Source organism: Paraburkholderia fynbosensis, assembly GCF_902859935.1.
Classification (GTDB): domain Bacteria; phylum Pseudomonadota; class Gammaproteobacteria; order Burkholderiales; family Burkholderiaceae; genus Paraburkholderia; species Paraburkholderia fynbosensis.
This window is the reverse complement of record NZ_CADIKI010000007.1, coordinates 174,335-197,516: the sequence shown is the minus strand read 5'-3', so window position 1 is coordinate 197,516 and position 23,182 is coordinate 174,335. Positions and strand designations below refer to the sequence as shown.

17 protein-coding genes, 1 tRNA gene and 1 pseudogene are annotated in these 23,182 nt (G+C 62.4%); 9 read left to right on the top strand and 10 right to left on the bottom strand.

From position 1 onward, the window contains the following. Positions 1 to 93: 93 nt before the first annotated feature. The gene (locus HV770_RS13995; RefSeq protein ID WP_175160435.1) at positions 94 to 1,194 is read right to left on the bottom strand and encodes a LysR family transcriptional regulator; all 1,101 of its coding nucleotides are present in this window, start codon (positions 1,192 to 1,194) and stop codon (positions 94 to 96) included. Between the two features lie 344 nt (positions 1,195 to 1,538). Further along, a complete protein-coding gene (locus HV770_RS13990; protein WP_175160433.1) occupies positions 1,539 to 3,395 on the bottom strand; it encodes a phosphoenolpyruvate carboxykinase (GTP) in 1,857 nt (618 codons plus the stop codon). Positions 3,396 to 3,771: 376 nt separating this feature from the next. Here HV770_RS13990 and HV770_RS13985 point away from each other — a divergent pair, with 376 nt between their 5' ends. Next, a complete protein-coding gene (locus HV770_RS13985) occupies positions 3,772 to 4,785 on the top strand; it encodes a D-2-hydroxyacid dehydrogenase family protein (RefSeq protein ID WP_175160431.1) in 1,014 nt (337 codons plus the stop codon). Between the two features lie 98 nt (positions 4,786 to 4,883). Here HV770_RS13985 and HV770_RS13980 read toward each other — a convergent pair whose 3' ends face one another. After that, positions 4,884 to 5,759: a patatin-like phospholipase family protein gene (locus HV770_RS13980; RefSeq protein WP_175160430.1), complete on the bottom strand. Its 876-nt coding sequence runs from the start codon at positions 5,757 to 5,759 to the stop codon at positions 4,884 to 4,886. Between the two features lie 43 nt (positions 5,760 to 5,802). Continuing rightward, entirely contained in the window at positions 5,803 to 6,207 is a 405-nt protein-coding gene (locus HV770_RS13975; RefSeq protein ID WP_168663841.1) for a PaaI family thioesterase, read from the bottom strand. A 207-nt stretch (positions 6,208 to 6,414) separates the two neighbouring features. On the opposite strand from HV770_RS13975, the gene HV770_RS13970 reads away from it, so the two are divergent. Then, a tRNA-Lys gene (locus HV770_RS13970) sits at positions 6,415 to 6,490 on the top strand. Between the two features lie 905 nt (positions 6,491 to 7,395). On the opposite strand, the gene HV770_RS13965 is transcribed toward HV770_RS13970, so the two are convergent. Beyond that, positions 7,396 to 7,995 carry an NADPH-dependent F420 reductase gene (locus tag HV770_RS13965; RefSeq protein WP_175160428.1) on the bottom strand — a complete coding sequence of 200 codons (600 nt, stop codon included), beginning with the start codon at positions 7,993 to 7,995 and terminating at the stop codon, positions 7,396 to 7,398. Between the two features lie 72 nt (positions 7,996 to 8,067). Further along, positions 8,068 to 8,802, bottom strand: a complete 735-nt coding sequence (locus HV770_RS13960) for an SDR family NAD(P)-dependent oxidoreductase (RefSeq protein ID WP_175160426.1) — start codon at positions 8,800 to 8,802, stop codon at positions 8,068 to 8,070. An 85-nt stretch (positions 8,803 to 8,887) separates the two neighbouring features. On the opposite strand from HV770_RS13960, the gene HV770_RS13955 reads away from it, so the two are divergent. Further along, on the top strand, positions 8,888 to 9,262 hold the full coding sequence (locus tag HV770_RS13955; RefSeq protein ID WP_175160424.1) for a winged helix-turn-helix transcriptional regulator: 375 nt from the start codon (positions 8,888 to 8,890) through the stop codon (positions 9,260 to 9,262). Positions 9,263 to 9,600: 338 nt separating this feature from the next. Here HV770_RS13955 and HV770_RS13950 read toward each other — a convergent pair whose 3' ends face one another. Further along, on the bottom strand, positions 9,601 to 9,984 hold the full coding sequence (locus HV770_RS13950; protein ID WP_175160422.1) for a hypothetical protein: 384 nt from the start codon (positions 9,982 to 9,984) through the stop codon (positions 9,601 to 9,603). Between the two features lie 245 nt (positions 9,985 to 10,229). On the opposite strand from HV770_RS13950, the gene HV770_RS13945 reads away from it, so the two are divergent. The 3 genes from HV770_RS13945 (at position 10,230) to HV770_RS13935 (ending at position 11,984) form a co-directional block, all read left to right on the top strand. Next, positions 10,230 to 10,673 carry an Hsp20/alpha crystallin family protein gene (locus HV770_RS13945; protein WP_175160680.1) on the top strand — a complete coding sequence of 148 codons (444 nt, stop codon included), beginning with the start codon at positions 10,230 to 10,232 and terminating at the stop codon, positions 10,671 to 10,673. Positions 10,674 to 10,701: 28 nt separating this feature from the next. After that, positions 10,702 to 11,109, top strand: coding sequence for an Hsp20/alpha crystallin family protein (locus HV770_RS13940; protein WP_175160421.1), 408 nt, complete (start codon positions 10,702 to 10,704; stop codon positions 11,107 to 11,109). Positions 11,110 to 11,420: 311 nt separating this feature from the next. Further along, on the top strand, positions 11,421 to 11,984 hold the full coding sequence (locus HV770_RS13935; protein WP_175160419.1) for an Hsp20/alpha crystallin family protein: 564 nt from the start codon (positions 11,421 to 11,423) through the stop codon (positions 11,982 to 11,984). Positions 11,985 to 12,346: 362 nt separating this feature from the next. On the opposite strand, the gene HV770_RS13930 is transcribed toward HV770_RS13935, so the two are convergent. Then, positions 12,347 to 14,713 carry a hybrid sensor histidine kinase/response regulator gene (locus HV770_RS13930; protein WP_175160417.1) on the bottom strand — a complete coding sequence of 789 codons (2,367 nt, stop codon included), beginning with the start codon at positions 14,711 to 14,713 and terminating at the stop codon, positions 12,347 to 12,349. A 184-nt stretch (positions 14,714 to 14,897) separates the two neighbouring features. On the opposite strand from HV770_RS13930, the pseudogene HV770_RS13925 reads away from it, so the two are divergent. The 3 genes and pseudogenes from HV770_RS13925 to HV770_RS13915 all read left to right on the top strand — a co-directional run bounded on the left by HV770_RS13925 (position 14,898) and on the right by HV770_RS13915 (position 18,387). Continuing rightward, positions 14,898 to 16,045, top strand: a pseudogene (locus HV770_RS13925) (ATP-binding protein). A gap of 562 nt (positions 16,046 to 16,607) precedes the next feature. Beyond that, positions 16,608 to 17,264, top strand: a complete 657-nt coding sequence (locus tag HV770_RS13920) for a peroxiredoxin (RefSeq protein ID WP_175160416.1) — start codon at positions 16,608 to 16,610, stop codon at positions 17,262 to 17,264. A 58-nt stretch (positions 17,265 to 17,322) separates the two neighbouring features. Further along, positions 17,323 to 18,387: an MBL fold metallo-hydrolase gene (locus HV770_RS13915; RefSeq protein WP_175160414.1), complete on the top strand. Its 1,065-nt coding sequence runs from the start codon at positions 17,323 to 17,325 to the stop codon at positions 18,385 to 18,387. Between the two features lie 498 nt (positions 18,388 to 18,885). Here HV770_RS13915 and HV770_RS13910 read toward each other — a convergent pair whose 3' ends face one another. Together HV770_RS13910 and HV770_RS13905 are read right to left on the bottom strand one after the other, a co-directional pair. Beyond that, positions 18,886 to 22,026 (bottom strand): efflux RND transporter permease subunit, encoded by a 3,141-nt coding sequence (locus HV770_RS13910; protein ID WP_175160412.1) that lies wholly within the window; start codon positions 22,024 to 22,026, stop codon positions 18,886 to 18,888. Next, a complete protein-coding gene (locus tag HV770_RS13905) occupies positions 22,023 to 23,138 on the bottom strand; it encodes an efflux RND transporter periplasmic adaptor subunit (RefSeq protein WP_175160410.1) in 1,116 nt (371 codons plus the stop codon). The genes HV770_RS13910 and HV770_RS13905 overlap by 4 nt, the downstream gene beginning before the upstream one ends. Between the last annotated feature and the right edge of the window lie 44 nt (positions 23,139 to 23,182).

Below are 23,182 nucleotides of genomic sequence, written 5' to 3'. Positions count from 1 at the left end.
TGCCATAAAAAAGGCGCAGTCACTTTCGGTGACTGCGCCTTTTTAATGTCCGCAGGCATACGCCTGCGTTGCTGTCTTCTGTCGTCCCAACCGTTACAGCGGCGACAAAGCCGTTGGCCGGGTGCGATTCGTCGTCTTTGTCAAAGTCTTCGGCACGGGTGCCAGCTCGCTGTCCAGCAGCCGCGACAGCGGCTCCGCGCCATCGAACGCTTCCGGCGGCATGGAGTCCGCGGAATCGAACGCCGCCGACGTAACGGGCCGCTCGAGGCCGTCCTTGATCCATTGCTCACCGAGCACGCTGTTCGGCGTCTGGTTGAAGTGCTCGACCAGATGATCGATGAACGTGCGCACCTTCGCCGGCAAGTGACGACGGCTCGGATAGGCGATGTTGATCTCCACCTGCGGCAAGCGGTAATCGCCGAGCAAGCGCACCAGCCTGCCGCGTGTCATGTCGCGGCCGATCAGGTAGCTCGGCAGAATCGCGAGGCCCATGCCGAGCAGCGCAAACTGCCGCAGCATTTCCGTGTTATTCGCAACGATGACGTTCGAGGGACGCACGCGCACTTCGCCTTCCGGGCCCGTGAACACTCGCTCGTCGCCCCAGTATTCGGAGGGCAGACTCAGGCACGGATGCTCCAGCAGATGCTCGGGACGTGTCGGCGTGCCGTGCTTCTCCAGATAGGCCGGCGTCGCGCACACGGTCATACAGCCGGTGGTCAGGCGCCGCGTGACGATGCTAGCACTGCGCATTTGCCGCGCAATCACCACGCCGACGTCGAAGCCTTCTTCGACGAGATCAACCTGGCGGTCGACCAGCGTGACATCGGGGATGACTTTCGGATAGCGCTCCGCGTACGTTTGAAGCACGGGCGCGAGATTATGCAAACCAAAGACGACCGGTGCGACGATTCGCAACGTGCCGACCGGCTCGTGATTACGTGCCACCACCATCTGTTCGACGTCTTCCAGTTCGTCGAGAATCTGGCGCGCACGCTCGAGATACACCTGACCTGATTCGGTCAGCGACAAGCTTCGGGTTGTGCGATTGAGCAGCCGCGTACCAAGACGGCCTTCGAGATCGGCAACGTGACGGGTGGCGACCGCGTTGGAAATATCCATCGCGCTCGCAGCGCGGGCAAAACTGCCGAGATCCGCCACTTTGACGAAAACTCGCATCGACTGCAAATGATCCATAGGACAACTCCTGCCGTGTTACAGCTTCCTGACAATTGGTGAAAACCAGTGCAGCGAACTTGGAATTCTCCTACGACTCGCGAAATCGTGCAGAAGTTGCCCGCGAAACATGAAATATTGTCAATTTTCGTGCGACTGTATTCCCTAATGTGGGGCATGACCGTCAATTGTTCCGTGAAAAGAAACAATTTGCTGCGGCGCAGCTAGTACAGGCTTTTTTGTTCGAACAGACGTAAAGGTCGCTTCGGCATTGCGAAATCAGAAAAAATCCTTGAGCGGGGGCCAATCGGCAAAGAAAAAGCCGCCCGAAGGCGGCTTGGGTCACGAAGTGAACACTCACATGTTCAAGCTGCGAGTTTCCCTTCGAGCGCCTTTTTGGCCTGCGTCAAAGCGGGGGGCAAACCATTTCGCAATGTGTCGAATAGCTCCGCATGCAGCGCGAGTTCGTTGCGCCACGCGGCGTCGTCGACCGAGATCACCTGCTCAAACTGCTCACGGCTGAAGTCCAGCCCGCTCCAGTCAATGTCCTCGTAGTGAGGCGACACGCCGAAAGCGTGCTCCTCGCCCTGCGCCGTGCCTTCGATCCGGCCGACCATCCAGCTCAACACGCGCATGTTCTCGCCAAAACCCGGCCAGGCGAACTTGCCGTCCGCGCCTTTGCGGAACCAGTTGACGCAGAAGATTTTCGGCAGCTTGGCGTTCAGTTTTTCAAGACGCTCGCCGGTTTTCAGCCAGTGGCTGAAGTAGTCGCTCATGTTGTAGCCGCAGAACGGCAGCATCGCGAACGGATCGCGGCGCACCACGCCCTGCTGGCCGGCGGCGGCGGCGGTCGTCTCGGAGCCCATGGTCGCCGCCATGTAGACACCTTCGACCCAGTTACGCGCTTCGGTGACGAGCGGCACGGTGGTCGAACGGCGGCCCCCGAAGATGAATGCATTGATCGGGACGCCCGCCGGATTTTCCCAGTCCGCATCGATCGACGGACATTGCGAGGCCGGCGCCGTGAAGCGTGCATTCGGATGCGCCGCCTTGCGTCCGCTTTCCTTCGCGCTGGCCGGCGTCCAGTCCATGCCCTGCCAGTCGATCAAATGCGCGGGCGGCTCGTCGGTCATGCCTTCCCACCAGACGTCGCCGTCGTCCGTCAGCGCGACGTTCGTGAAGATGACGTTTTCCTTCAGCGTGGCCATCGCGTTGAAGTTGGTCTTTTCGCTCGTGCCCGGCGCGACGCCGAAATATCCCGCTTCGGGATTGATCGCGTACAGACGGCCATCCTTACCCGGCTTGATCCAGGCGATATCGTCGCCGATCGTGGAGATTTTCCAGCCGTTCAGGCCTTCCGGTGGAATCAGCATCGCAAAGTTGGTCTTGCCGCACGCCGACGGAAACGCCGCCGCGACGTGATGCTTGCGGCCTTGCGGCGACGTCACGCCGAGAATCAGCATGTGTTCGGCGAGCCAGCCTTCGGCGCGGCCCATCGTCGAGGCGATGCGAAGCGCGAAACACTTCTTGCCGAGTAGCGCATTGCCGCCGTAGCCCGAGCCGTAGCTCCAGATTTCGCGCGATTCGGGGAAATGGACGATGTACTTGGTCTTGTTGCACGGCCAGGACACGTCTTTCTCACCCGCCGCGAGCGGCGCGCCGACCGAATGGACGCACGGCACGAAGTCGCCCTCTTCGCCCAGCACGTCGTACACCTGGCGACCCATGCGCGTCATGATGCGCATGTTGGTCGCGACGTACGGGCTGTCGCTCAACTCGACGCCGATGTGTGCGATCGGCGAGCCGAGCGGCCCCATGGAAAACGGCACCACGTACATCGTCCGGCCGCGCATCGCACCGTCGAACAGGCCATCGAGCGTGGCGCGCATGTCGTCCGGGGCGATCCAGTTATTGGTGGGACCCGCGTCTTCCTCACGCTGCGAGCAGATGAAGGTGCGATCCTCGACGCGCGCGACGTCGGAAGGATCGGACCATGCCAGATAAGAATTGGGACGTTTCGCTGGATTGAGCTTCTTGAGGGTGCCCGCTTCGACCATCTGTGCGCAAAGGCGGTCGTACTCCTCCTGCGAGCCGTCGCACCAGACGATCCTGGCCGGCTTGGTCATCGCGGCAACCCGCCGGACCCAGTCGATCAGTTTGCGGTTCTTGACCCACGCTGGCGCCTCGATAGCTGGCTGTCCTTCGAATGAGGGATGATTCATCGACCTGTCTCCGTTTGAAAGCAATAGAAAAACGGTACCAGCCCGGCGACGCTGCATGCGAGAGGCATTCAATTCATCACGCGAGGTGTCGACTACCCGACGCGCAATTGCGCAGGTCATCCTGAGCCATCCAGTCTGTCTGGCGGAGGCGCCCTATTGACGGGCTTCTGCAACCGTCTGTAAAGCGGCTTGCCTCAACACGCAACAAACTGTTAAAAACGATTTCAATTTGCCCTTGGCGTGGTGCTGTTGTACTTTGCAGCAGCATCTACGGTAAGGCATCCTGCCACACCGGCATGTGACCTAAGTCACATGGAGGGACAGTGAGCATAACACTCGGTTCCGCACCGTCATGGTGCGCCGCAAGACACATACCATGAAGATTGCCATCCTCGACGACTACCAGGACGCTGTTCGCAAGCTCGACTGCTTTCAATTGCTGGCGGATCACGAAGTCAAAGTTTTCAACAATACCGTGCGCGGACTCGGCCAGCTCGCAAGCCGTCTCGCCGAAGTCGACGCGCTCGTCCTGATTCGCGAACGTACCCGAATCAACTCGCAACTGCTCGACAAATTGCCGCGTTTGCGCATGATCAGCCAGACCGGCAAAGTGGCCGGCCACATCGATCTTCCGGCCTGCACCGAGCGCGGTGTCGCCGTGCTGGAAGGCACCGGCTCGCCGTTCGCGCCGGCCGAACTGACGTGGGCTCTCATCATGGCGGCGCAGCGCCGCATTCCGCAATACGTAGCTAACCTTAAGCAAGGCGCCTGGCAGCAATCCGGCCTGAAGACGTCGGCGCTGCCGCCGAACTTCGGTCTGGGCCAGGTGCTGCGCGGTCAAACGCTGGGGATTTGGGGTTACGGCAAGATCGGCCGTCTGGTCGCCGGCTACGGCAAGGCGTTCGGCATGAACGTGCTGATCTGGGGCCGCGAGCATTCGCGTGAAGCTGCTCGCGCCGACGGGTATGGCGTGGCCGAGAGCCGCGAAGCGCTTTTCGAGCAGACCGACGTGCTGTCCTTGCACCTGCGTCTGCACGACGACACGCGCGGCATCGTCAAGCAGGAAGACCTGATGCGCATGAAGCCGACCGCCTTGCTCGTGAATACGAGCCGGGCCGAACTGCTCGACGAAAACGCGCTGGTGAGCGCGCTGTCGCGCAACCGGCCGGGGATGGTCGCCATCGATGTCTACGAAAGCGAGCCGATCCTGCAGGGCTACAGCCTGCTGCGAATGGAGAACGTGATCTGCACGCCGCACATCGGCTATGTGGAACGCGAGAGCTACGAGCAGTATTTCACCGCGGCGTTCAACAACATTCTGGCGTTCGACGCCGGCGATACCGCCAGCGTCGCGAATCCGGAAGCGTTGCAGGGCGGGCGCCGGCGGTAAGGCTGGGCGTTGACTGGCTGCCGGCGACGATTGCCGGCGCCTGGTGGCCGGCCGGTACGCGACCTCACGCGCAACCCATCCGCGCAGCTCAGCTCGACTCAGCGCGCTTCGTGCGCGCCAGCCTCCAGCAGATCGGGTACGCGCTCGAGGAAGGTCTCGCCATCGGCGCGACCGAGATTGTAGGCATGCGTCATCTGCGAAGGGCTCGTGTAATCCCAGCTCGAAATCGGCACCTTGCGCGACGGCTGCACGTAAAGCCGTTGCTGCGCGCCGTGCGGCACGACGAACATCTGTGGCCGTGGGTAGAGGCGCGTGACCATCACCAGCACGTTACCGGGGGCGTTCGCGTCGAGTGCGCCGACCGGCACGTTGTCGACCATGCCACCGTCCAGCACCGGCCGGCCGTTGCGCCGCAGAACCGGCGTAAACGGCGGCGTACTGGATGATTGCAGGATCAGATCCGCGAGATCCTCGACGCTCGCGCAATCCTGCGCACGCACGAATTCCGGATGAAAGCCGAGCGTCTGACCCAAGGTCGGATGCAGCGTCTTGCGCACGTATTTCTCGATGTTGTACGCGATCAGGCCCGCGGCGACTGCGCTGCGCGCGCCCAGCCAGCGCGGCAGATGCGAGACGCCGATGCGGATTTCCGGCGCGCCGGCAAGCGTCGAAAACTTCTCGCCGTAGATGTCGAGCAGCGCCTGCCGGTAGATCCGGTAGTGCGGAAACACCGACTCGCCGCGCAGCAGGTTGCCCCAGTAAGCGTTGCGGGTGTTGTGGCGCAGTGCGTCCTGGTAATAGCGCATGACCCAGCCCGAGTCGCGCGTGTAGAGCATGCACGCGGTCGCGGCGCCGGCCGAAATGCCGGTAATGACGCGCGGCCGGACCTGTAACTCCGGCTGCACCACGTCCCAGAAACCCGCCTGCCACCAGCAGCGGTTGCCGCCACCGGCGAATACGACCTGATCGAACATTCCTGGTTTTTCCTCTCGTGCGGCTTGCCGCGCTGTTTCTGTCTCAGTCGAGCAGCGCGTACGTCGTGGTGGCGTGGACGGCCATGTTGCCGGTTTCATCGAACAATTCGACTTCGCCGAACACCAGATTGCGGCCCATGCGCAGCACGCGCGCGGTGATCAGCACGTCGCCCTTGCGGACCGCACGCATGAAGTTGATGTTCAGCGACACCGTGCTCATCGGCTTGAAGCCGCCGAGCGCGGCCGAAATGGCGACGATCATCGCCGTGTCGGCGGCCGCCATGAACACCTGGCCGCAGATCACGCCGCCCGCATGGCGCAGGCCGCCGGAAAACGGCAGGCGCAGTGTGGCGCTTTCTTCATCGACTTTGACCGGGGTCAGCGTGAGCGCACGGACCCATGGCGCGAGGATGCGGTCGAGCAACTCGATAATTTCTTTCTCATCCATGGCAGTCCCCGGTCGAAAGCCGCGCGACGCTTCGCGCGGTGAGGTGTCCGCGACATGATACCGGGACGATCAGCGCCGCGCCTTGTTCACGCTGGTGGCGCCATCGAGGGGAATGGCTCCCATCTGCCGACGCGAATATTTTTAAGAAATTTACTAAAGGGGGGCTTGGCAAGCTCAAAAAGTTACTGCATAATTTCGCTTCTGTTGGGGGCGTTAGCTCAGTTGGTAGAGCAGCGGACTCTTAATCCGTAGGTCGAGTGTTCGAGTCACTCACGCCCCACCAAAGAATTCTGCTGCTGGAAATCAAGCACTTGCGAGCGATCGCGGTGCTTTTTTTTCGTCTGTAGCAAGCGCGTAGCGGCGTCAAAAACTCGCCTTTGCCGGAAATCTGCCGGAGTTCGAGAATCCGGACTAAGCATCTCATCAATGTCTCTGGAGCTTGAAAATGGCATGTATCAGCGAACGCGGCGCCTACTGGCGTGCAGAGGTCCGTCGATGCGGCTACAGGCCGGTTCAACCGACTTCGACACGAAGCAGCATGCGCAGCAATGGGCTCGTCGCATAGAAGGCGAGATGGACTCAGGGTTGTACCTCGACCGACCGATCGAAGTCAGAGCGCACCACATGCGCGAAGCGCTCGGACGCTACCAGGAAGATTGCATAAGAAGCTCTCATTGCTCGATGCCCCATCAAGGCGATGAACAGGTCCAGCGTCTCGGTCAGCGTATTGGCCCACACACAAGTGGGTTGCGCCCCTTCGCGGCGCGCAACGTATAGAGGTGATCTCTCTGACCGGTTCGGCAACGCTTGCAGCGGTCGGCGCGCCGGGCGCGGACACGCCAATGACCAGGTCGAGAATTGCCTACCGACTGTTGCCGGATGGAATTACACGGTGCGGCTCTACCGTCCACGTGCTGAGATCCTCAGCGGGGCATGGACGTTTCCGGAAGCCGCACCCGTCAATTGACCGGCCCACACGCGCATAGCGGTGCAACGGTACTATGCGGTCCACGAGCGCTCGCTCATTTGCCGCTATTGCTCGAATTTCGGCCGCACGAAATAGATATTTCAAGGGCCGCTGCGGATCGGACGCGACCTCGACCGCCGGCGGCGCCCGCGCTTCAATTAGACAGTGGCTGCTCCATTTTTGCGAAGCAGGATCGCGTCGAGATCCACGATCACGATTAACTAGTCGAACTTGACCAAGTCCTTGAAGATCAATCGACCCCAGCTATTCCCGCGCGCCTGGACAAGCAACCCGACTTCCGAAAGCCCGCCCAGCGGGATCGGGGCGAAACCAAGTTTTTCCGCAAGCGCACCAATCTCCGCTGCGGCGCTGTCATCGTCGCTCGATAGGAATACTGCTCTCCTACCACCGTGTACGGCCGGATCCTGGCCCAGCACAGCAGCGACCAAATGATTGAAGCCCTTGACCAGTCTTCCGCCAGTGAAGGCGTGCGCGACGACCTTGGAAGAGGGCTGTCCTCCCAATTCCTCAGGGGGCACGCCGTAGGCATTGGTCACATCGACGATGGTCTTCCCCTGCCAGGTGGGCAGCGCCTTCGCGACCTCCCGGTGCGACTCGAAACGGACAGCCAAAAAAATGATGTCCGCTTTGACGGCGTCCGCCAGTTTTTTGGGGATGATCGCAGGTCCAATCGCGGCCACCTCGGATGCAAAGCTTTCGGGGTCGCGCGTGGTTGCAACGGATACTTCGATGTCGCTACGGGCAAACGCCTTTGCAAGAGCTTGGCCGACCTTGCCAAAACCGATAATTGCAAAGCTCATATATTCTCCTTTGGTTCACCACGCCCTACGGGCTCCGAATACCGAACGGAGTGACCGGCCGGGCGCGGCGCGTCAAATTTGCGCCAGGCCACCATCGACGGCGACCTCGCTGGCGGTCATGAAGCTGCTGTCCTGCGACGCGAGAAAAGCAGCGACCGCCCCGATCTCCGCCGGATCGGCCATGCGCTGCAGCGGATTCATCGAGGCGAAGGCCTTCATGCCTTCCTCGCCTAGTGCCTCCTTCGCCAGTTCGGTCGCCGTCGGCCCAGGCGACAGTACGTTGACCCGGATGCCAGTGCCCTTCAGGTCCTCCGCCCAGGTCCGCGCGAGATTGCGCACTGCGGCCTTGCTCGCGCTATAGACGCTGAATGCCGGGGCTCCCGTGGTGCCGGCGCTCGATCCGGTCAGGATGATCGAACCGCCTCGGCCCATCAGCGGCAACGCCTTCTGGATAGTGAAGATCGAGCCTTTCACGTTGGTATTGAAGATATCGTCAATGTGCTCGGCAGTGATCTTGCCGAGCGGAAGCGGGCTTCCGGCCCCGGCATTGGCGAAGACGATGTCGAGGGTTGCGCGCTCGGCCTTCACGGCCGCGTAGAGTCGGTCGAGGTCGGCCGGCTCGGAGACCGAGCCTTTCACCGCGCGGGCATTGGGCCCGAGGTCGGCCACAGCGGCGTCGAGCGCTTCTTGTCGGCGGCCGAAGATAAAGACGAAGGCGCCCTCTTCGATGAAGCGCTGTGCCGCGGCGCGGCCGATGCCGGTAGCGCCGCCGGTGATCACGGCGGTCTTTCCATTCAGTCTGGTCATGTCATGGATCCTTTGTTGGGGTTGCACAAGTATCCAGACCTGATTACATTAGGACAAGTATGCACTTTTTGGTAAGTACCAAAACATGACGACGTCCTCTCAAAACTGCGATACCGGCTGTGGGCTCAACGCCACGCTGCGCATCATCTCGGGCAAGTGGAAACCGCTGATCCTGTTTTTTTTGCGCGACGGCCCGAAGCGCTACGGCGAGCTCAAGCGCTTGACACAAGGCGTCAGCGACAAGGTGCTGATCCAGCAGTTGAAGGATCTGGAGGCCGATCGAGTGCTAGCGCGGACCGACTACAAGGAGGTGCCGCCGCGTGTCGACTACGCGCTGACCCCGCTCGGTCGCAGCCTGGCCGACGCGATCGTCCCGCTGTGCACCTGGGGAACCGAGAATGCGGCGGAAATGGCAAGCATCTTCGCCAAGCGCGACGCTTCGGGACAACCATCGCCGTGATTGCAAATCGACCGTGCGCTTTGGTCGGTTTGGTGCGCTCGCCGTCGGCCCGAATACGGCCATGAGCGTTCCCTTGCACTCTATCGGGAACGCCTACTGACGAGCAGCAAACCGCCATTCAGCAAGGCGGCAACCGACCATTTCCATCAGCTCCGATTGCCTTCTTTAACGCCAGTCATCATGTGATTGAGGACATTACTCATAGACGAGTTTCCAAACAATTGGGGAGCGCGCCTTACATGAGGGATAGTCGGCGGTAAGACGGCATCGGCGGCCCCTTCTTTCCGTAAAGAAGCCTGTGCATTGCTCCTTGCTGGCGGCGGACGGCTGTCGTGCGATCACTGGATCGGCGGCACCACGCCAAGCTTTTCGGCCAGCATTCTTTCGTAGACACCGAAGTGCAGATCAACCTCCTCCTGCGTCACTACGGTCACGAAAATATTGATCTGCGCGGGCTGCAGACCCAGGACCGTCGCAACCGCCGCTTCCAGTTGCGGCGCGCAAAGTCGGTCGTCGGCAAAGGTGGTGCCGACAGCAATCTCGTAAGCGGATTCCCGGTGAAATACCACTTCAACCAGGCGCGCACGCGCGCTCATATTGTTGTCGATCGCCAGCCGGATTACTTCGACCGCCGCGCGCATCGTCTCGGTCGGGAAACCCTTTGTTGAGCGCAGCCGGATCCGGTGTCGTCCCAGTGTCAGCCAGTCATATTCGAATTCCATGGTGTCCTCGCATGGTCGTCAGGGGTGTCGAAGAGGTAGGGATGCGGCCGGCCAAATTCAAGGACAAAAAGTGGCGACACCCTCTTGAAATTTTCGCGCAGGATTCCTATCTTAAATTCCGCTCAGGCAGTCGCGCGAGTAGTCCAGCGCGCTGCGTGTTTCTATTTGTTTGCCCGCAGCACGGCAGACGAACTGGAGCGCGTAGGCCGGTTCGTCTTCCTGCTGGTCTGAAGGAGGAAATGACCATGAGTGATCTCTATTCCGGGACCGACCTTTTCGGCGAACTCGACCGTCTGCAACGGCAGATGGCGAGCCTCTTCGGCGGCTTCCCGTCCAGCATCCGTTCCGGGCGCTCCGGTGCGTTCCCACAGGTCAACATCGGTTCGACTGACGACTCGATTGAGATCGTCGCGTTCGCGCCGGGTATCGATCCGGCCAACCTTGATGTGTCGATTGACAAGGGGCTGCTGACCATTAGCGGCGAGCGCCGGACCGCACAGCCCGAAGCGGCCGGCGACGATACACGTGCCTATGCGCAGGAGCGGTTCGTCGGCGCTTTCCGGCGCGTCATTGAACTGCCGCAGCACGCGGACCCCGACAACGTTAAGGCGCAATACACCAATGGCTGCCTGACCGTGAGTATCGGCAAGCGGGAAACATCGAAGCCGCGAGCCATCACCGTTCAATGAAACCCGTCGCAGAACTGAGGAGGACATCATGAACGACACCACAGAACTTGCCAGGAAAGACGAAAAGGCGGTGGCGCGGCGCGAAGACGAGCAGTCACAACGCCGGATCACGCTAACGCCGCCCGTGGACATCTTCGAGGACAGCCAGGGCATCACCCTGTGGGCGGATCTGCCCGGCGTGACTAAGGACCGGCTCGATGTAAAGGTGCACGATGGCAACCTGTACATCGAGGCAGAGGCGGTGGTACCCACGCCGGAGGGGCTGCGTCTGCATCACGCCGAAATCCGCCAGCCTCACTTCGCGCGGGCGTTCGCTCTTGGCGCTGACTTCGACCCAACGAAAATCGACGCAAACCTGAAGGACGGCGTGCTGAGGCTGACGATACCGCGCCGCGACGAAGCCCGGCCGCGCCGGATCGAGGTCCGGACGGACTGAACCCGGCAGACGGGTGACAACGACAGGAGAAAACCCGGTGGCGGCCACCAGGCCGCCGCCGTCCGATGTGAAGGCCAGGATGCAGGACAGCCGTCGGGGACGCCGGAGTGAATCCCCGGTCAGCATGTCGCCAATGCTGCTACGCCGGTCCGCGGACGGCCCGTTCGCCGCGCGGGCCAGGAGCGTCGACGGCGAGGCGACCACGGCAGCCGCGTACGGGCAATCGGAAACATCAACGTTCACGCCACTGTTTCCGCCAAATGACCGGCATCCGGCTCTCCTGCCAGACGTGCCTTAAGGAGAATCCTACGATGAACACTGACCAGAAGAAATGGAATCCTTTTAAATTCCTTCGCGGCGCCGCGCGCAAATCCGATGCAGACAGCCCGGAAGGCCAGCCGGCCACCGACCCGTGGCGCGCCTCCTGGCCTGACATACCGAGATTGTTCATGCGCGAACCGTGGCGCGTCGTGGAGGAGTTTTTTCACGACCCGTTCGCGGGCCGCGGCGCACTGGAACGATGGTTCGGGGACTTCAGTTCGTCGCGCTTCCAGCCGCGCATCGACGTGGTCGACGAAGGAAAGGTCTTGCGTGTGACCGTCGAGCTGCCCGGCATGCAGCGGGAGGATGTGAGCGTCACCGTCGACGATGGGGCGTTCGTGTTGCGCGGTGAAAAAAGGCAGGATGTGCGCAGCGAGGAAGACGGATGCTACCGGCTCGAGCGCGCCCATGGCAGCTTCGTTCGTACGATCCCGATGCCGGAGAACGCCGACCCCGATCATGCCCTGGCAAAGTTCGACAATGGTGTGCTCACGTTGACCGTGCCGAAATCAGAGCCACCGCGGTCCGTGGGCCGCACGATTGATATCGGCTAGCCCGGACGCCAGCCTGAGCCCCGTCATCAAGGCCGATTCCGAACTTCGTCTCATGGACGGACGCAAGCGCGACAGTGTCGGCGCGCTGTTCGCCAGAAAAGAATGGGCCGGAGTAGTTCGCGACCACGAAGGGGCGCAAACTAGGCATCAGGACCGGGGACGAGACCAATGGCGACGGCAGTTCGCCATGAATCCGCACTCTTTTGCGTAGCGGCCTCACGCACAGTTTGATAGGTATCGACGGCAATTCTCGCTCCGCAGTAGAACTACAGTTACCGCCGGGCGACTTCGCACGCTGCGGAGCCAGTCCTTTCAGTTGCCCAGTGTCTCCGCGTGTCATCAGCGGCACGGCGCTGCGTCCGTCAGCTGTCGGCCGGCTGCAACGCGGCGCGCAACTGATCAAGCGTGAAGGGCTTGCGCAGCGCCGACCATTCGAAGTCGAACCTCTCATGCTCCGGGACAACGTTTCCGGAAGCGAAAATAATCCGGAGTGCCGGGTGTGCGGAAGCCGCGCGCCGCGCGAGATCGGTGCCCGACATGTCGGGCATGATGACGTCCGTGAACAGGACGTCATAGTCGTCCGCATCCAATGCATTGAGCGCCGCCGCCGCGCTTTCTGCGCGCTGCGGAGCCATCCCGAGCAACATCAGCAGCTCACAGGTTGCGTCGAGCGACGCAACGTCGTCTTCCACGACCAGGATGCGCAGGCCTTCACCGTTTCCGGCTGGCCCGACGCCCTCCCGTGGACGCGTACGGGCCGCACCCGCTCCGGTTGCTTCGATGTTCCTGTTACCGAGTACCTGCCGCACCTTGGCGGCAAGCTGCCGACGGCTGTAGGGCTTGCTCAGCAGTTCCACGCCGGCATCGAGCCGGCCACCATGCACGATCGCGTTCTGGGTATAACCCGACGTAAAAAGCACCTTCAGCCCAGGCAACATCTGGACTGCCCTTCTGGCCATTTCCGGACTGCGCAGTGCGCCGGGCATCACCACGTCGGTAAACAGCAGATCGATATGTACGCCGCTCGCCACGACGGTCAGCGCCTGCTCGGCGTCGTTGGCCTTGAGTACCGCATAACCGAGACCGCTGAGAAGTTCAACGACTGTCGACTGGACCTTCAGATCATCCTCCACGACGAGGATGGTCTCGCTGCCGTGCTTGAGGACGCCGCCGGTGCTACGTCTGGCTTCAACCGCCGTGCCGGTTGAGCGGGGCAGATAGATCTTGACGGTCGTTCCCTCACCGACCTCGCTATAGAGCCGGATATGGCCGCCACTCTGCTTGACGAAGCCGTAGGCCATGCTCAGGCCGAGGCCCGTGCCCCGGCCCTCCGGCTTCGTGCTGAAGAACGGGTCAAAAGCGCGCTCCATCACTTCCCGGCTCATGCCCGTCCCCGCGTCCGTGACAGCCAGCATCACATACTGCCCAGCTGAGACGTCGGCAAGCGCTAAAACGTACTCATCGTCAAGCGTCGCGTTGGCGAGTTCAAGGGTGAGCTTACCGCCGTCCGGCATCGCGTCGCGCGCATTGATAGCCAGATTCAGTATCACGTTTTCAAGCTGATGGGGATCGGCGATGGTATTCCATAGGCCGCCGGCAACGACGGACTCAATCTCGACCCTCTCGCCCAGTACCCGCCGCAAGAGGTCGTCCAGCGCCTGAAGCTGACGCGCGGGGTTGATGACGACGGGCTCGAGGGGCTGCTGGCGACCGAAGGCCAGCAGCTGTGACGCGAGCTTCGCGCCGCGATCAACCGCGTCAAGCGCGTTACCTAGCCGCTCAGCGCTCCAGTCGTCGCGGCCGTGCCGGCTTTCGAGCAGTTCCAGATTGCCCCGCATTACCTGGAGGACATTGTTGAAGTCGTGCGCCACACCGCCCGTCAGTTTGCCCAGGGCTTCCATCTTCTGTGCCTGGAACAGGGCTTTTTGCGTTTGCTCGAGCTGCTCGCTGGCGCGCCGTCGCTCGGTGATATCGCGCGTGATCTTTGCAAATCCGACCAGTTCACCGTTTTCATGAATGGCGTCTATCACGACATGCGCGAAGAAACGGCTTCCGTCGCTGCGCACGCGCCACCCCTCGGCCTCGAAACGTCCCTCCCGTCGTGCCGTGTCCAGGCCCCGGAAGGGGACGCCCGCCGCGACATCCTCCGGGGTGTAGAACCGGGAAAAATGCGAACCGACAATCTCGTTTTCGGCGTACCCCTTGATGCGTCGAGCGCCGGCATTCCAGCTCGTGATGTGCCCGTCGGGCGACAGCATAAAAATGGCGTAGTCGGTCACACCCTGGACCAGAAGACGGAAGCTGCGCTCGCTTTCGAGCACCGCGTCGTGAGCGGCCTTCTTGTCACTGACGTCGCGCACAACCTTGCCAAAACCGATAAGCTCGCCGCCGCCGTCGCGCAGCGGTGTCATGACGACGTTCGCCCAGAACGACGTGCCATCCTTGCGCACTCGCCAGCCCTCCGCGACGTAACGCCCGCCCTCGGTGGCGGCGCGCAGGGCGGCCTCGGGCGCGCCCGCCGCACGCTCGGCCTCTGGGTAAAAAAGGGAGAACGACCGACCTATAATTTCGTCGGGGCGATAGCCCTGAATGCATTCGCCGCCCGGGTTCCATGTGAGCACAGTACCCTCGCGAGAAAGGGCGAAGATGGAGTAGTCTTGAGTAGACTCGGCCCAAAGCCGGAGCCACGCAGAGCTGAAGGCGTCGGATTGCGGGTCAACGTGGTTCATCTGATCAACCTGGTAACGCCGGTCAGCGGCGCGGCGGTATTAAATCCGACCTATCAGCAATAAGCGAGCCCGGCGTCGGCTTACTTTTCCAGGTGTACATCTGCCGCCTCGGCGCTGGGTTCGATCGTCAAGAAAGCTGGTGCCTCGCAGCGGGCCGTCGTCAGCACTCAAGCTCAGGAAAACCGTGCGATTGTCGCAATTTATCTCAAACGAAAAGGAAGCGATTCTTGCCGAATGGGAGAGCTTCGCCGCCACCTTGCTGCCTGCGGCGCAGGGAATGACTTCTCTGGAACTGCGTGACCATGCCGGCCAGATCCTCGAGGCGATCGCCTCAGACCTGACGATGCCGCAGACGATACAGGCGCAGATCGACAAATGGAGAGGTCTCGCGCCCGCATTGGAGCGCGCCGGAAACGGCCGCGCAGACTGATGCCGTGCTACGCGCGCGGCACGGCTTCGATATCAACCAGCTGTGCGCGGAATACCGCGCGCTGCGCGCTGCCGTGCTGCGGCTCTGGCTGAACGGCAGCGAGGCTGAACGCGAAAACTGGACGACTGGTCCGTTTTAACGAAGCGATCGATCAGGCGCTGAGCGAGTCGGTCAGCTTTTTCAGCAGTCAGGTTGAGCGGTCGCGCAACCTGCTCCTGGGCATGCTCGGGCATGACATGCGCAGTCCCCTGCAGACGATCCAGATGACCGCGTACCATCTCGCAAAACTCAACGATGGCCAGGGAATCTCTGCCGCCGCGGCACGGTTGATCAGAAGCGGAGCGCGGATGCAGGGACTGCTCGATGACATGCTGGATTTCAGCCGCACGAAGCTCGGTCTCGGTATCCGGGTAGCGCCTGCTCCCGTTGAGGTGGCGGCTCTGGTCGCCGACGAACTGGACCAGCTACGGGCTGCGCACGGAACGCAAAGAATCGAATTCGGTGTGACAGGGGACACCCGGGCAGTCTGCGACGGCCGGCGACCAGCAGGCGCTCGGCAACCTGGTGGGCAACGCGATCAAGTACGGATAGCCGACAGCCGCAGTGCAGATGGCGCTCAGCGGTGGGGATTCGGAGATATCGATCGAGGTCAGGAACCGCGGGCCGGCCATACCGCCGTCCGCCCTTCGTCGCATATTCGAACCGCTCGAGCGCGGCGCGGGTAGCCAAAGCCGCGCCGGGTCGCAGGACGGCCTCGGTCTGGGGCTCTACATTACCCGAGAGATCTCCGTGCTCACGGCGGCGAAGTAGACGCACGCTCCGACGCATCGGAAACCGTATTCGCCGTTCGGCTACCTCGTCGCGGCCCCGACATACAGATTGAGAGCGCTAACGCCAGGTAACTTCAGACTTACTGAGGCCGCCCACATCCTGCTCCTCCATTTCACCTAAAACCCGAAACGCGCGCGTGCATGACCTTCTGTCCCAGGAATGTCGCTTGACAGTGTTAGCGGTAGCGCTGTGTAATCGTCGTAGTGTGTCGGATGGTTTTTCCTGGGCCGCTCAGTGCCTCACGCAAAAGAGCATCGACCGATAAATCATTCCCGGCCGCGATCAACAATGCGCGACCCTGAATCGCCGTCCGAAATTTCGCCCTTGCACCAGCCGTTTCCAAGGGTACAGCCCTCTCATCGAAGTCGAGTTAGCGGGCGATTCCGTGCGCTGCCGAACAGACGCAGTTTGATGTCGCGCCCGTAATCCTCGTTCGGATGTCTTCGTTTCCAAGGCCGCCGCCGGCAAAGCGGGAGCTCGGCTAGATTTCGCTGAGGGTGAATTAGGTTCGCGAGTGATGACCGATATACTTGGCCCTTTTTTCCAAATCACGGGTCGCTCGTCTCCGATCGATTGGGGTTGCACGCCTGAATCAGGTCTTCCGCATAACCCACTACTTCACAGGATGGCAATATGTCGCTTCGTATTAACGACGTCGCTCCCAACTTCACTGCGCGCACCACCCAGGGCATCATTGATTTCCACGCCTGGATTGGGGATCAATGGGCCGTCCTGTTCTCGCACCCGAAGGATTTCACGCCGGTTTGCACCACTGAACTGGGGTACATGGCGAAGATCGAGCCGGAGTTCACACGGCGCAACGCCAAGCTGATCGGCCTCTCGGTCGATGCGGTCGAAGACCACGCCAAATGGGCCGCAGATATCGAAGAGACTCAGGGAGCCGCCGTCAAGTATCCGATGATCGGGGACACCGATCTGGCCGTGGCCAAGCTATACAACATGCTTCCGGCCGATGCGGGCGATACGAGCGAGGGGCGCACCGCGGCCACCAACGCCACCGTGCGCTCCGTCTTCATTATCGGGCCCGACAAGAAAATCAAGCTGATGCTGACCTATCCGATGACCACTGGCCGCAACTTCGACGAAATCCTGCGCGTGCTCGACTCGATGCAGCTGACCGCGAAATACAAGGTGGCCACGCCGGTCAACTGGAAGCAGGGCGAGGACGTCATCATCACGCCCGCCGTCAGCAACGAAGAGGCGGAGCAGTCCTTCCCCGGCTTCAAGACCATCAAGCCGTATTTGCGCACCACCCGGCAGCCGGACTGAACACAGGCAAGGCGGCCCGTGTCGGGCCGTCTTGCCTTTCCTCCCTCGGAGGTCCGCGATGATCTTTCGCCAGCTCTTCGACGCTGCCTCCTCCACCTATACCTACTTGCTGGGCGACAGCGGCGAAGCGTTGCTGATCGACCCCGTGTACGAGCAGGTGCCGCGGGACATGGCGCTGCTGCAGGAGTTGGGCCTGCGGCTGCCGACTACGCTCGACACCCACGTACACGCCGACCACGTAACCGGCGCATGGCGCTTGCGTCAATCTTGCGGCAGCCTGATCGCACTCGCCGCAGTCGTCGGCGCCGAGGGAGTGAACCGGCCGCTGCGGCACGGCGATCGCATCGACTTCGGCAGGCGCCATGTCACCGTACGCGCAACGCCCGGCCATACCAATGGCTGCCTGACTTATGTTCTGGACGACCAGAGCATGGCCTTTACCGGCGACAGCCTGCTGATTCGCGGCTGTGGCCGCACCGATTTCCAGCAAGGTAGCCCACAGCAGCTGTTCGCTTCCGTGCGCGAGCAGATCCTGACACTGCCCGACGACTGCCTGCTCTATCCTGCGCACGACTATCGCGGCATCACCGTCACCAGCGTGGCCGAGGAGAGGCGCTTCAACCCACGCCTCGGCGGCGACGTGGATGTCGGCGACTTCACTGGCTATATGGACAACCTGAATTTGCCCCATCCCAAGCTGATGGCCGCGGCGGTGCCCGCCAACCTGCGTTGCGGACAACCAGAGGGCGACGCGGCAGCGGCGCAAGCGCCAGACTGGGCGCCGTTGACGCTGCGCTTCAGTGGAGTGTGGGAGATCGAGCCCATGGCACTGCTGCAGTATGGGGCGACGCTACAGATCGTCGATGTGCGCGAGGCGCGGGAGTTCATCGATCGTCTGGGCCACCTGCCAGGTGCAAAGCTGATGCCCCTCTCGCAGTTGATGAGCCGGCTGGATGAACTGGATCGCGAGCGTCCGGTTGTGGTCGTGTGCCGCTCGGGGGTCCGCTCGGCCCAGGCTAGCGTGCTGCTGACCAAGGCAGGCTTCGGCAAGGTGGCCAACCTCGCCGGCGGCATGCTGCGTTGGAACACAGAGGGACTGCCCGCGGCGTCGGGCAGCGCTTGACAGTCTGTATTGACCGACGTGGCCAGAACGGCAAGGACCGCACGCCAGACTCGCCACTCAGCTCGAGTCAGGGCGAAAGGCTGCGGTGGATACTACGTGAGCGTGCGATGAGATTGTGACCCGACGGTGCACCACCTTGGCGGTAACTCCACAAACGTCGCCCGCTCGAGGCCGCTAGGCCCTTGCTGCATGTGCATGGTGGCTGCGGTATCGAGTCGGCGATCGGTTGACGAAATCGAACCGGTCTCGGGAGAGAAAAACGGGTATCGGAATGGGTTGAATTCCTCATCCCCCAACAGCCCAAACCGCCGATGGTGTGCCATGTAGCGGAAGCCAGCCTCACCACTCGGGTCAGCCACGTATCTCCAATAAACCTCGCGCAGTCCAATTAAAGTCGTGCTGCTTTACACGTGGGCTACCCCGATGACACGCCGGTAACAACGACAACTGTGGAATTCGACAGGAACAGCTCCCTTCAGGTGAATTGATGCGCGTTTTTTAACTGCCCGCGTCGAGCGCGTCCTGCAGCGTTTGCTCGGAAGGCTGCGCGTGCTCATGCCGATCTTTGCGCAAGCCAGCGTTACTCTCGGGTCGAATCTTGAACCAGATCGAATACATCGCCGGCAGGAAGACCAGGGTCAGAATCGTCCCGGCGAACGTACCGCCGATCAGCGTGTATGCGAGGGTTCCCCAGAACACCGAATGGGTCAGCGGGATGAAAGCGAGGATCGCCGCCATGGCCGTCAGGATCACCGGGCGGGCACGCTGCACGGTGGCTTCGACGACCGCATGGAACGGATCCAGTCCGGCGTGCTCGTTCTGATGGATCTGCCCGATCAGGATCAGCGTGTTGCGCATCAGGATGCCCGATAGCGCGATGAGACCGACCAGCGCATTGATGCCGAACGGCTGCCGGAACAGGATCAACGTCGGCACCACGCCGATCAAGCCCAGCGGGCTGGTCAGGAACACCATCACCATTGCGGAGATCGAGCGCACCTGGAAGATGATGATGATGAGCGTAACCGCCAGCATGATCGGGAAGAGCGGCAGCATGGCTTTCGTCGCTTTAGCCGATTCCTCGATGGAGCCCGCTTCTTCGATACGGTAGCCAGTCGGAAGCCTGGCGATGATGGGTTGAAGCTGCCTGGTGATCGCCGTCGATACGTCCGGCGGCTGAAGGTTGTCGGCAATGTCGCCCCGTACCGTGATCGTCGGCGCGCGGTCCCGCCAGCGCATGATCGGTTCCTCCATGCGCACGTCGACCTTGCCCACCTGCGACAGCGGAACGCGTTGCCCGTTCGCGCCAGCCAACGTGAAGTCGCCAAGCCGCGCCGGGTCGAGACGAACATCGCCGGCCGAACGCGCGATGACCTGCACGGTTCGAATATCCTCACGGACGGCGGTGACAGGCACGCCAGTCAGGAGGAATTGCAGTTGTTGCGCCACGGCGCTGGATGTCAGCCCCACCGCCTGCAAACGGTCCTGTTGCAACGTGAAGTGCAGCGTGGGCGTGCGCGTACCCCAGTCAGCGTTGACGGTGCGCATCATCGGGCTTGCCTCCATCCCCTGCTCAACTTCTTTCGCAATACCGCGTAGCTTGTCCGGGTCCGGGCCGGAGATACGGTAGGCCACCGGGTACGGCGAATATGGACCGAATACGAGTTGCGTGACCCGCACGCGCGCCTCGGAGGCGAGACCGTTGGCGACTGCCTGACGCAGTCGCTGCTTCAATGCGTCGCGCTCTTCCTGGCTGTCCGTGCGCACCACGATCTTGGCAAACGACGGATCGGGCAGTTCCGGCCCCATCGCCAGGTAAAAGCGTGGCGCGCCTTGCCCGACGTACGCGGTGACGATCCTGGCTTCCTTCTGCTTCGCGAGCCACGCTTCGACCTTCGCCGTGGCGGCGCTCGTTTGCGAGATCGACGTGCCGTAGGGCATCTGCACCTCGACCAGCACTTCGGGACGGTCGGAGATGGGGAAGAACTGTTTTTTGACCACGCCCATGCCGAGGATGGCCAGGACGAAGAGGCCAACGACTGAACCGGCGACCAGCCATTTGCGCGCGATGACACGCGTGAGCAGCTGACGGAAGCGGTTGTAGCGCGGCGTGTCGTAGATCGCGTCGTGACCGCCTTCGACCTTTTTGAAGTCGGGCAGCATCTTCACACCCAGGTAGGGCGTGAAGACCACCGCGACGACCCACGATGCGATCAGTGCGATGCCGACGATCCAGAACATGTTGCTGGTGTATTCGCCGGCCGTGGAGCGCGCGAAGCCGTTGGGCATGAAGCCGACGGCCGTCACCAGCGTGCCCGCCAGCATCGGCGCGGCCGTATGACTCCACGCATAGGCGGAGGCGGCGATGCGGCTGTAGCCTTCCTCCATCTTTACCACCATCATTTCGATCGCGATGATCGCGTCGTCCACGAGCAGGCCGAGCGCGAGGATCAGCGAGCCGAGCGTGATGCGGTCGAAGTTCTTGCCGGTGGCGGCCATCACGACGAACACCACCGCGAGTGTCAGCGGTACGGCCGCGGCAACGACGAGGCCCACCCGCCAGCCCATGCTCAAGAAACTCACCAGCATGACCACCAGCAGCGCAACGAAAAACTTGACCATGAACTCGTCGACTGCCGAATGAATGTTGACGGCCTGATCGGTGACTTTGGTCAGGCTCATGCCTAGCGGCAGCCCAGCGTTGATCGCGCCGACCTCGCTGTCCAGCGCCTTGCCGAGATCGAGCCCGTTCCAGCCGTCGCGCATGACGATGCCCAGCAGCAGTGCAGGTTCGCCGTCGTTGCGGATCATGAACGTCGCCGGATCTTCATAACCACGCGTAACGGCCGCAATGTCCGACAGCTTCAGCGTGCGGCCCTGCGCGACGACCGGCGTGTCGCGGATCTTCTGCAGGTTGTCGAAGGCACCGTCCAGGCGAATGAACACCTCCGGACCTTTGGTCTCCACGGAGCCGGCCGGCGTCAGGGCGTTCTGACCGTTGAGCGCGGCGAACACGTCCTGGGGGCTCACGCCCAGCGTTGCCAGCCGGTCATGTGAGAGCTCGACATAGATTCTCTCCGGCTGCTCGCCGATGATGTTGACCTTCTTCACGCCCGGCACGTGGAGCAAGCGTTGGCGCAGCGTCTCCGCATCGCGCACCAGCAGGCGCTGCGGTTCGCCCTTGGCCTTCAGTGCGAAGAGGGCAAACGTGACGTCTGAGTATTCGTCGTTGACCATCGGCCCGATCACGCCAGCCGGCAGGTTGGCTGCCTCGTCGCTGATCTTCTTGCGGGCCTGGTAGAACTGTTCCTGTACTTCCGACGGCGGCGTGCTGTCGAGCAGGGTCAAGGTCGTGAAGGCGAGGCCTGGTCGCGTATAGGTCTCGGTCCGGTCGTACCAGCGCAGCTCCTGCATGCGCTTTTCGATCTTCTCGGCGACCTGATCGTGCATTTCCTGCGCCGTGGCTCCCGGCCAGGCGGTGATGATGGTCATCACCTTGACCGTGAACGCGGGGTCTTCCGCCCGGCCCAGCTTGAAGAACGAAACGAGCCCGGCCAGTGAAATCAGGCAGATCAGGAACAGGGTGATGGAGCGCTCACGCACGGCGAGCGCCGACAGGTTGAAACGGCCTTCGCTCACGGACGTGCTCCTTCGCTCGCCATCGCGACGGCCTGGCCGGACACGCGGACCGGCTCGCCTTCGCGCAGCAGCTGCGCGCCCAGCGCGACGATCCGGTCGCCTTGCTTGATCTCACCGGCGACGCGTACACTATCGTCGTCCAGATGTTCGACCGCAACCGGCCGCCAGGCAACCTTTGCCGGCTCGCCGTTGATGACCCACACCCCCGGTCCCTTGCCCGCGTCAAACAGCGCGCCGATCGGCACCTGCAAACCGCCTTGCACCGCGGAACGCGCGTCCGGAATCTGGACTGTCACCGTGGCGCCCAGTGGGGCGTCGGCCAGCTCTCCCTGCAACACATACCGCGCTTCAAAGGTCCGGGTACGAGGATCCGCCGTATCCGAAAGCTGACGCAGCGTCGCCGGCACGCTGACGTCGCCGTTGCCGAACAGCGTGGCCTGGGCGACCGAGCCGATGGCGGGGCGCAGAGTTTCGGGTAGCTGGATGACAGCCTCGCGGCGCCCGGCGTGGGCCAGGCGTACCACGGGCTGGCCGGCACTGACGACCTGGCCCGGTTCGGCCAGCGTTTCCATCACGACGCCATCGCCGTCCGCCACCAGCCCGGCATAACCCGTGGCGTTGCGCGCAACGTCGGCATCAGCCTCGGCCGCGCTGAGCTGGGCCTTGGCGGCATCGGCCGCCGCCTTGATCTGGTCGTAGGCCGATGCCGATATCGCGCCGGTGCCGCGCAGGTCGCGGTAGCGCTCTTCGTCTTGCGCGGTCTGCTGCGCCCGAGCTCGCGCGGCGGTGACCGTGTCCTGCCGGGCCTGCGCGGCAAGCCTCAGATCGATGGGATCGAGGCGCATCAGCAGCTGGCCGCGTTTGACGGTTTGCCCGGCATCCACCAGCCGCTCGAGCACCTTGCCGGAGACGCGAAATCCCAGCTCGCTCTGCACACGCGCGGCGACGGTTCCGGTAAACGAACGGGAGGCCGGGATCGCCGCCTGAGCGATGGCGGTGCGCACCAAGGGTGCTTCGGTGCGCGGATCGGGCGGTGCTTTCGCGCCGCAGGCGGCTAGCGCAAGGGGCAGTGCACAGACGACTGTAGAGGTAGCAAGGCGACGCCGGAGCATGAAAGACCCATTGGCAGAGTGATCAGGGCTTTCATTATGGTTCT

Excerpts from the sequence above, each read along its gene's own strand:
- HV770_RS13995 (WP_175160435.1), bottom strand. The coding sequence starts at position 1,194 with ATGGATCATTTGCAGTCGATGCGAGTTTTCGTCAAAGTGGCGGATCTC.
- HV770_RS13990 (WP_175160433.1), bottom strand. The coding sequence starts at position 3,395 with ATGAATCATCCCTCATTCGAAGGACAGCCAGCTATCGAGGCGCCAGCG.
- HV770_RS13985 (WP_175160431.1), top strand. The coding sequence starts at position 3,772 with ATGAAGATTGCCATCCTCGACGACTACCAGGACGCTGTTCGCAAGCTC.
- HV770_RS13980 (WP_175160430.1), bottom strand. The coding sequence starts at position 5,759 with ATGTTCGATCAGGTCGTATTCGCCGGTGGCGGCAACCGCTGCTGGTGG.
- HV770_RS13975 (WP_168663841.1), bottom strand. The coding sequence starts at position 6,207 with ATGGATGAGAAAGAAATTATCGAGTTGCTCGACCGCATCCTCGCGCCA.
- HV770_RS13965 (WP_175160428.1), bottom strand. The coding sequence starts at position 7,995 with ATGAGCTTTGCAATTATCGGTTTTGGCAAGGTCGGCCAAGCTCTTGCA.
- HV770_RS13960 (WP_175160426.1), bottom strand. The coding sequence starts at position 8,802 with ATGACCAGACTGAATGGAAAGACCGCCGTGATCACCGGCGGCGCTACC.
- HV770_RS13955 (WP_175160424.1), top strand. The coding sequence starts at position 8,888 with ATGACGACGTCCTCTCAAAACTGCGATACCGGCTGTGGGCTCAACGCC.
- HV770_RS13950 (WP_175160422.1), bottom strand. The coding sequence starts at position 9,984 with ATGGAATTCGAATATGACTGGCTGACACTGGGACGACACCGGATCCGG.
- HV770_RS13945 (WP_175160680.1), top strand. The coding sequence starts at position 10,230 with ATGAGTGATCTCTATTCCGGGACCGACCTTTTCGGCGAACTCGACCGT.
- HV770_RS13940 (WP_175160421.1), top strand. The coding sequence starts at position 10,702 with ATGAACGACACCACAGAACTTGCCAGGAAAGACGAAAAGGCGGTGGCG.
- HV770_RS13935 (WP_175160419.1), top strand. The coding sequence starts at position 11,421 with ATGAACACTGACCAGAAGAAATGGAATCCTTTTAAATTCCTTCGCGGC.
- HV770_RS13930 (WP_175160417.1), bottom strand. The coding sequence starts at position 14,713 with ATGAACCACGTTGACCCGCAATCCGACGCCTTCAGCTCTGCGTGGCTC.
- HV770_RS13920 (WP_175160416.1), top strand. The coding sequence starts at position 16,608 with ATGTCGCTTCGTATTAACGACGTCGCTCCCAACTTCACTGCGCGCACC.
- HV770_RS13915 (WP_175160414.1), top strand. The coding sequence starts at position 17,323 with ATGATCTTTCGCCAGCTCTTCGACGCTGCCTCCTCCACCTATACCTAC.
- HV770_RS13905 (WP_175160410.1), bottom strand. The coding sequence starts at position 23,138 with ATGCTCCGGCGTCGCCTTGCTACCTCTACAGTCGTCTGTGCACTGCCC.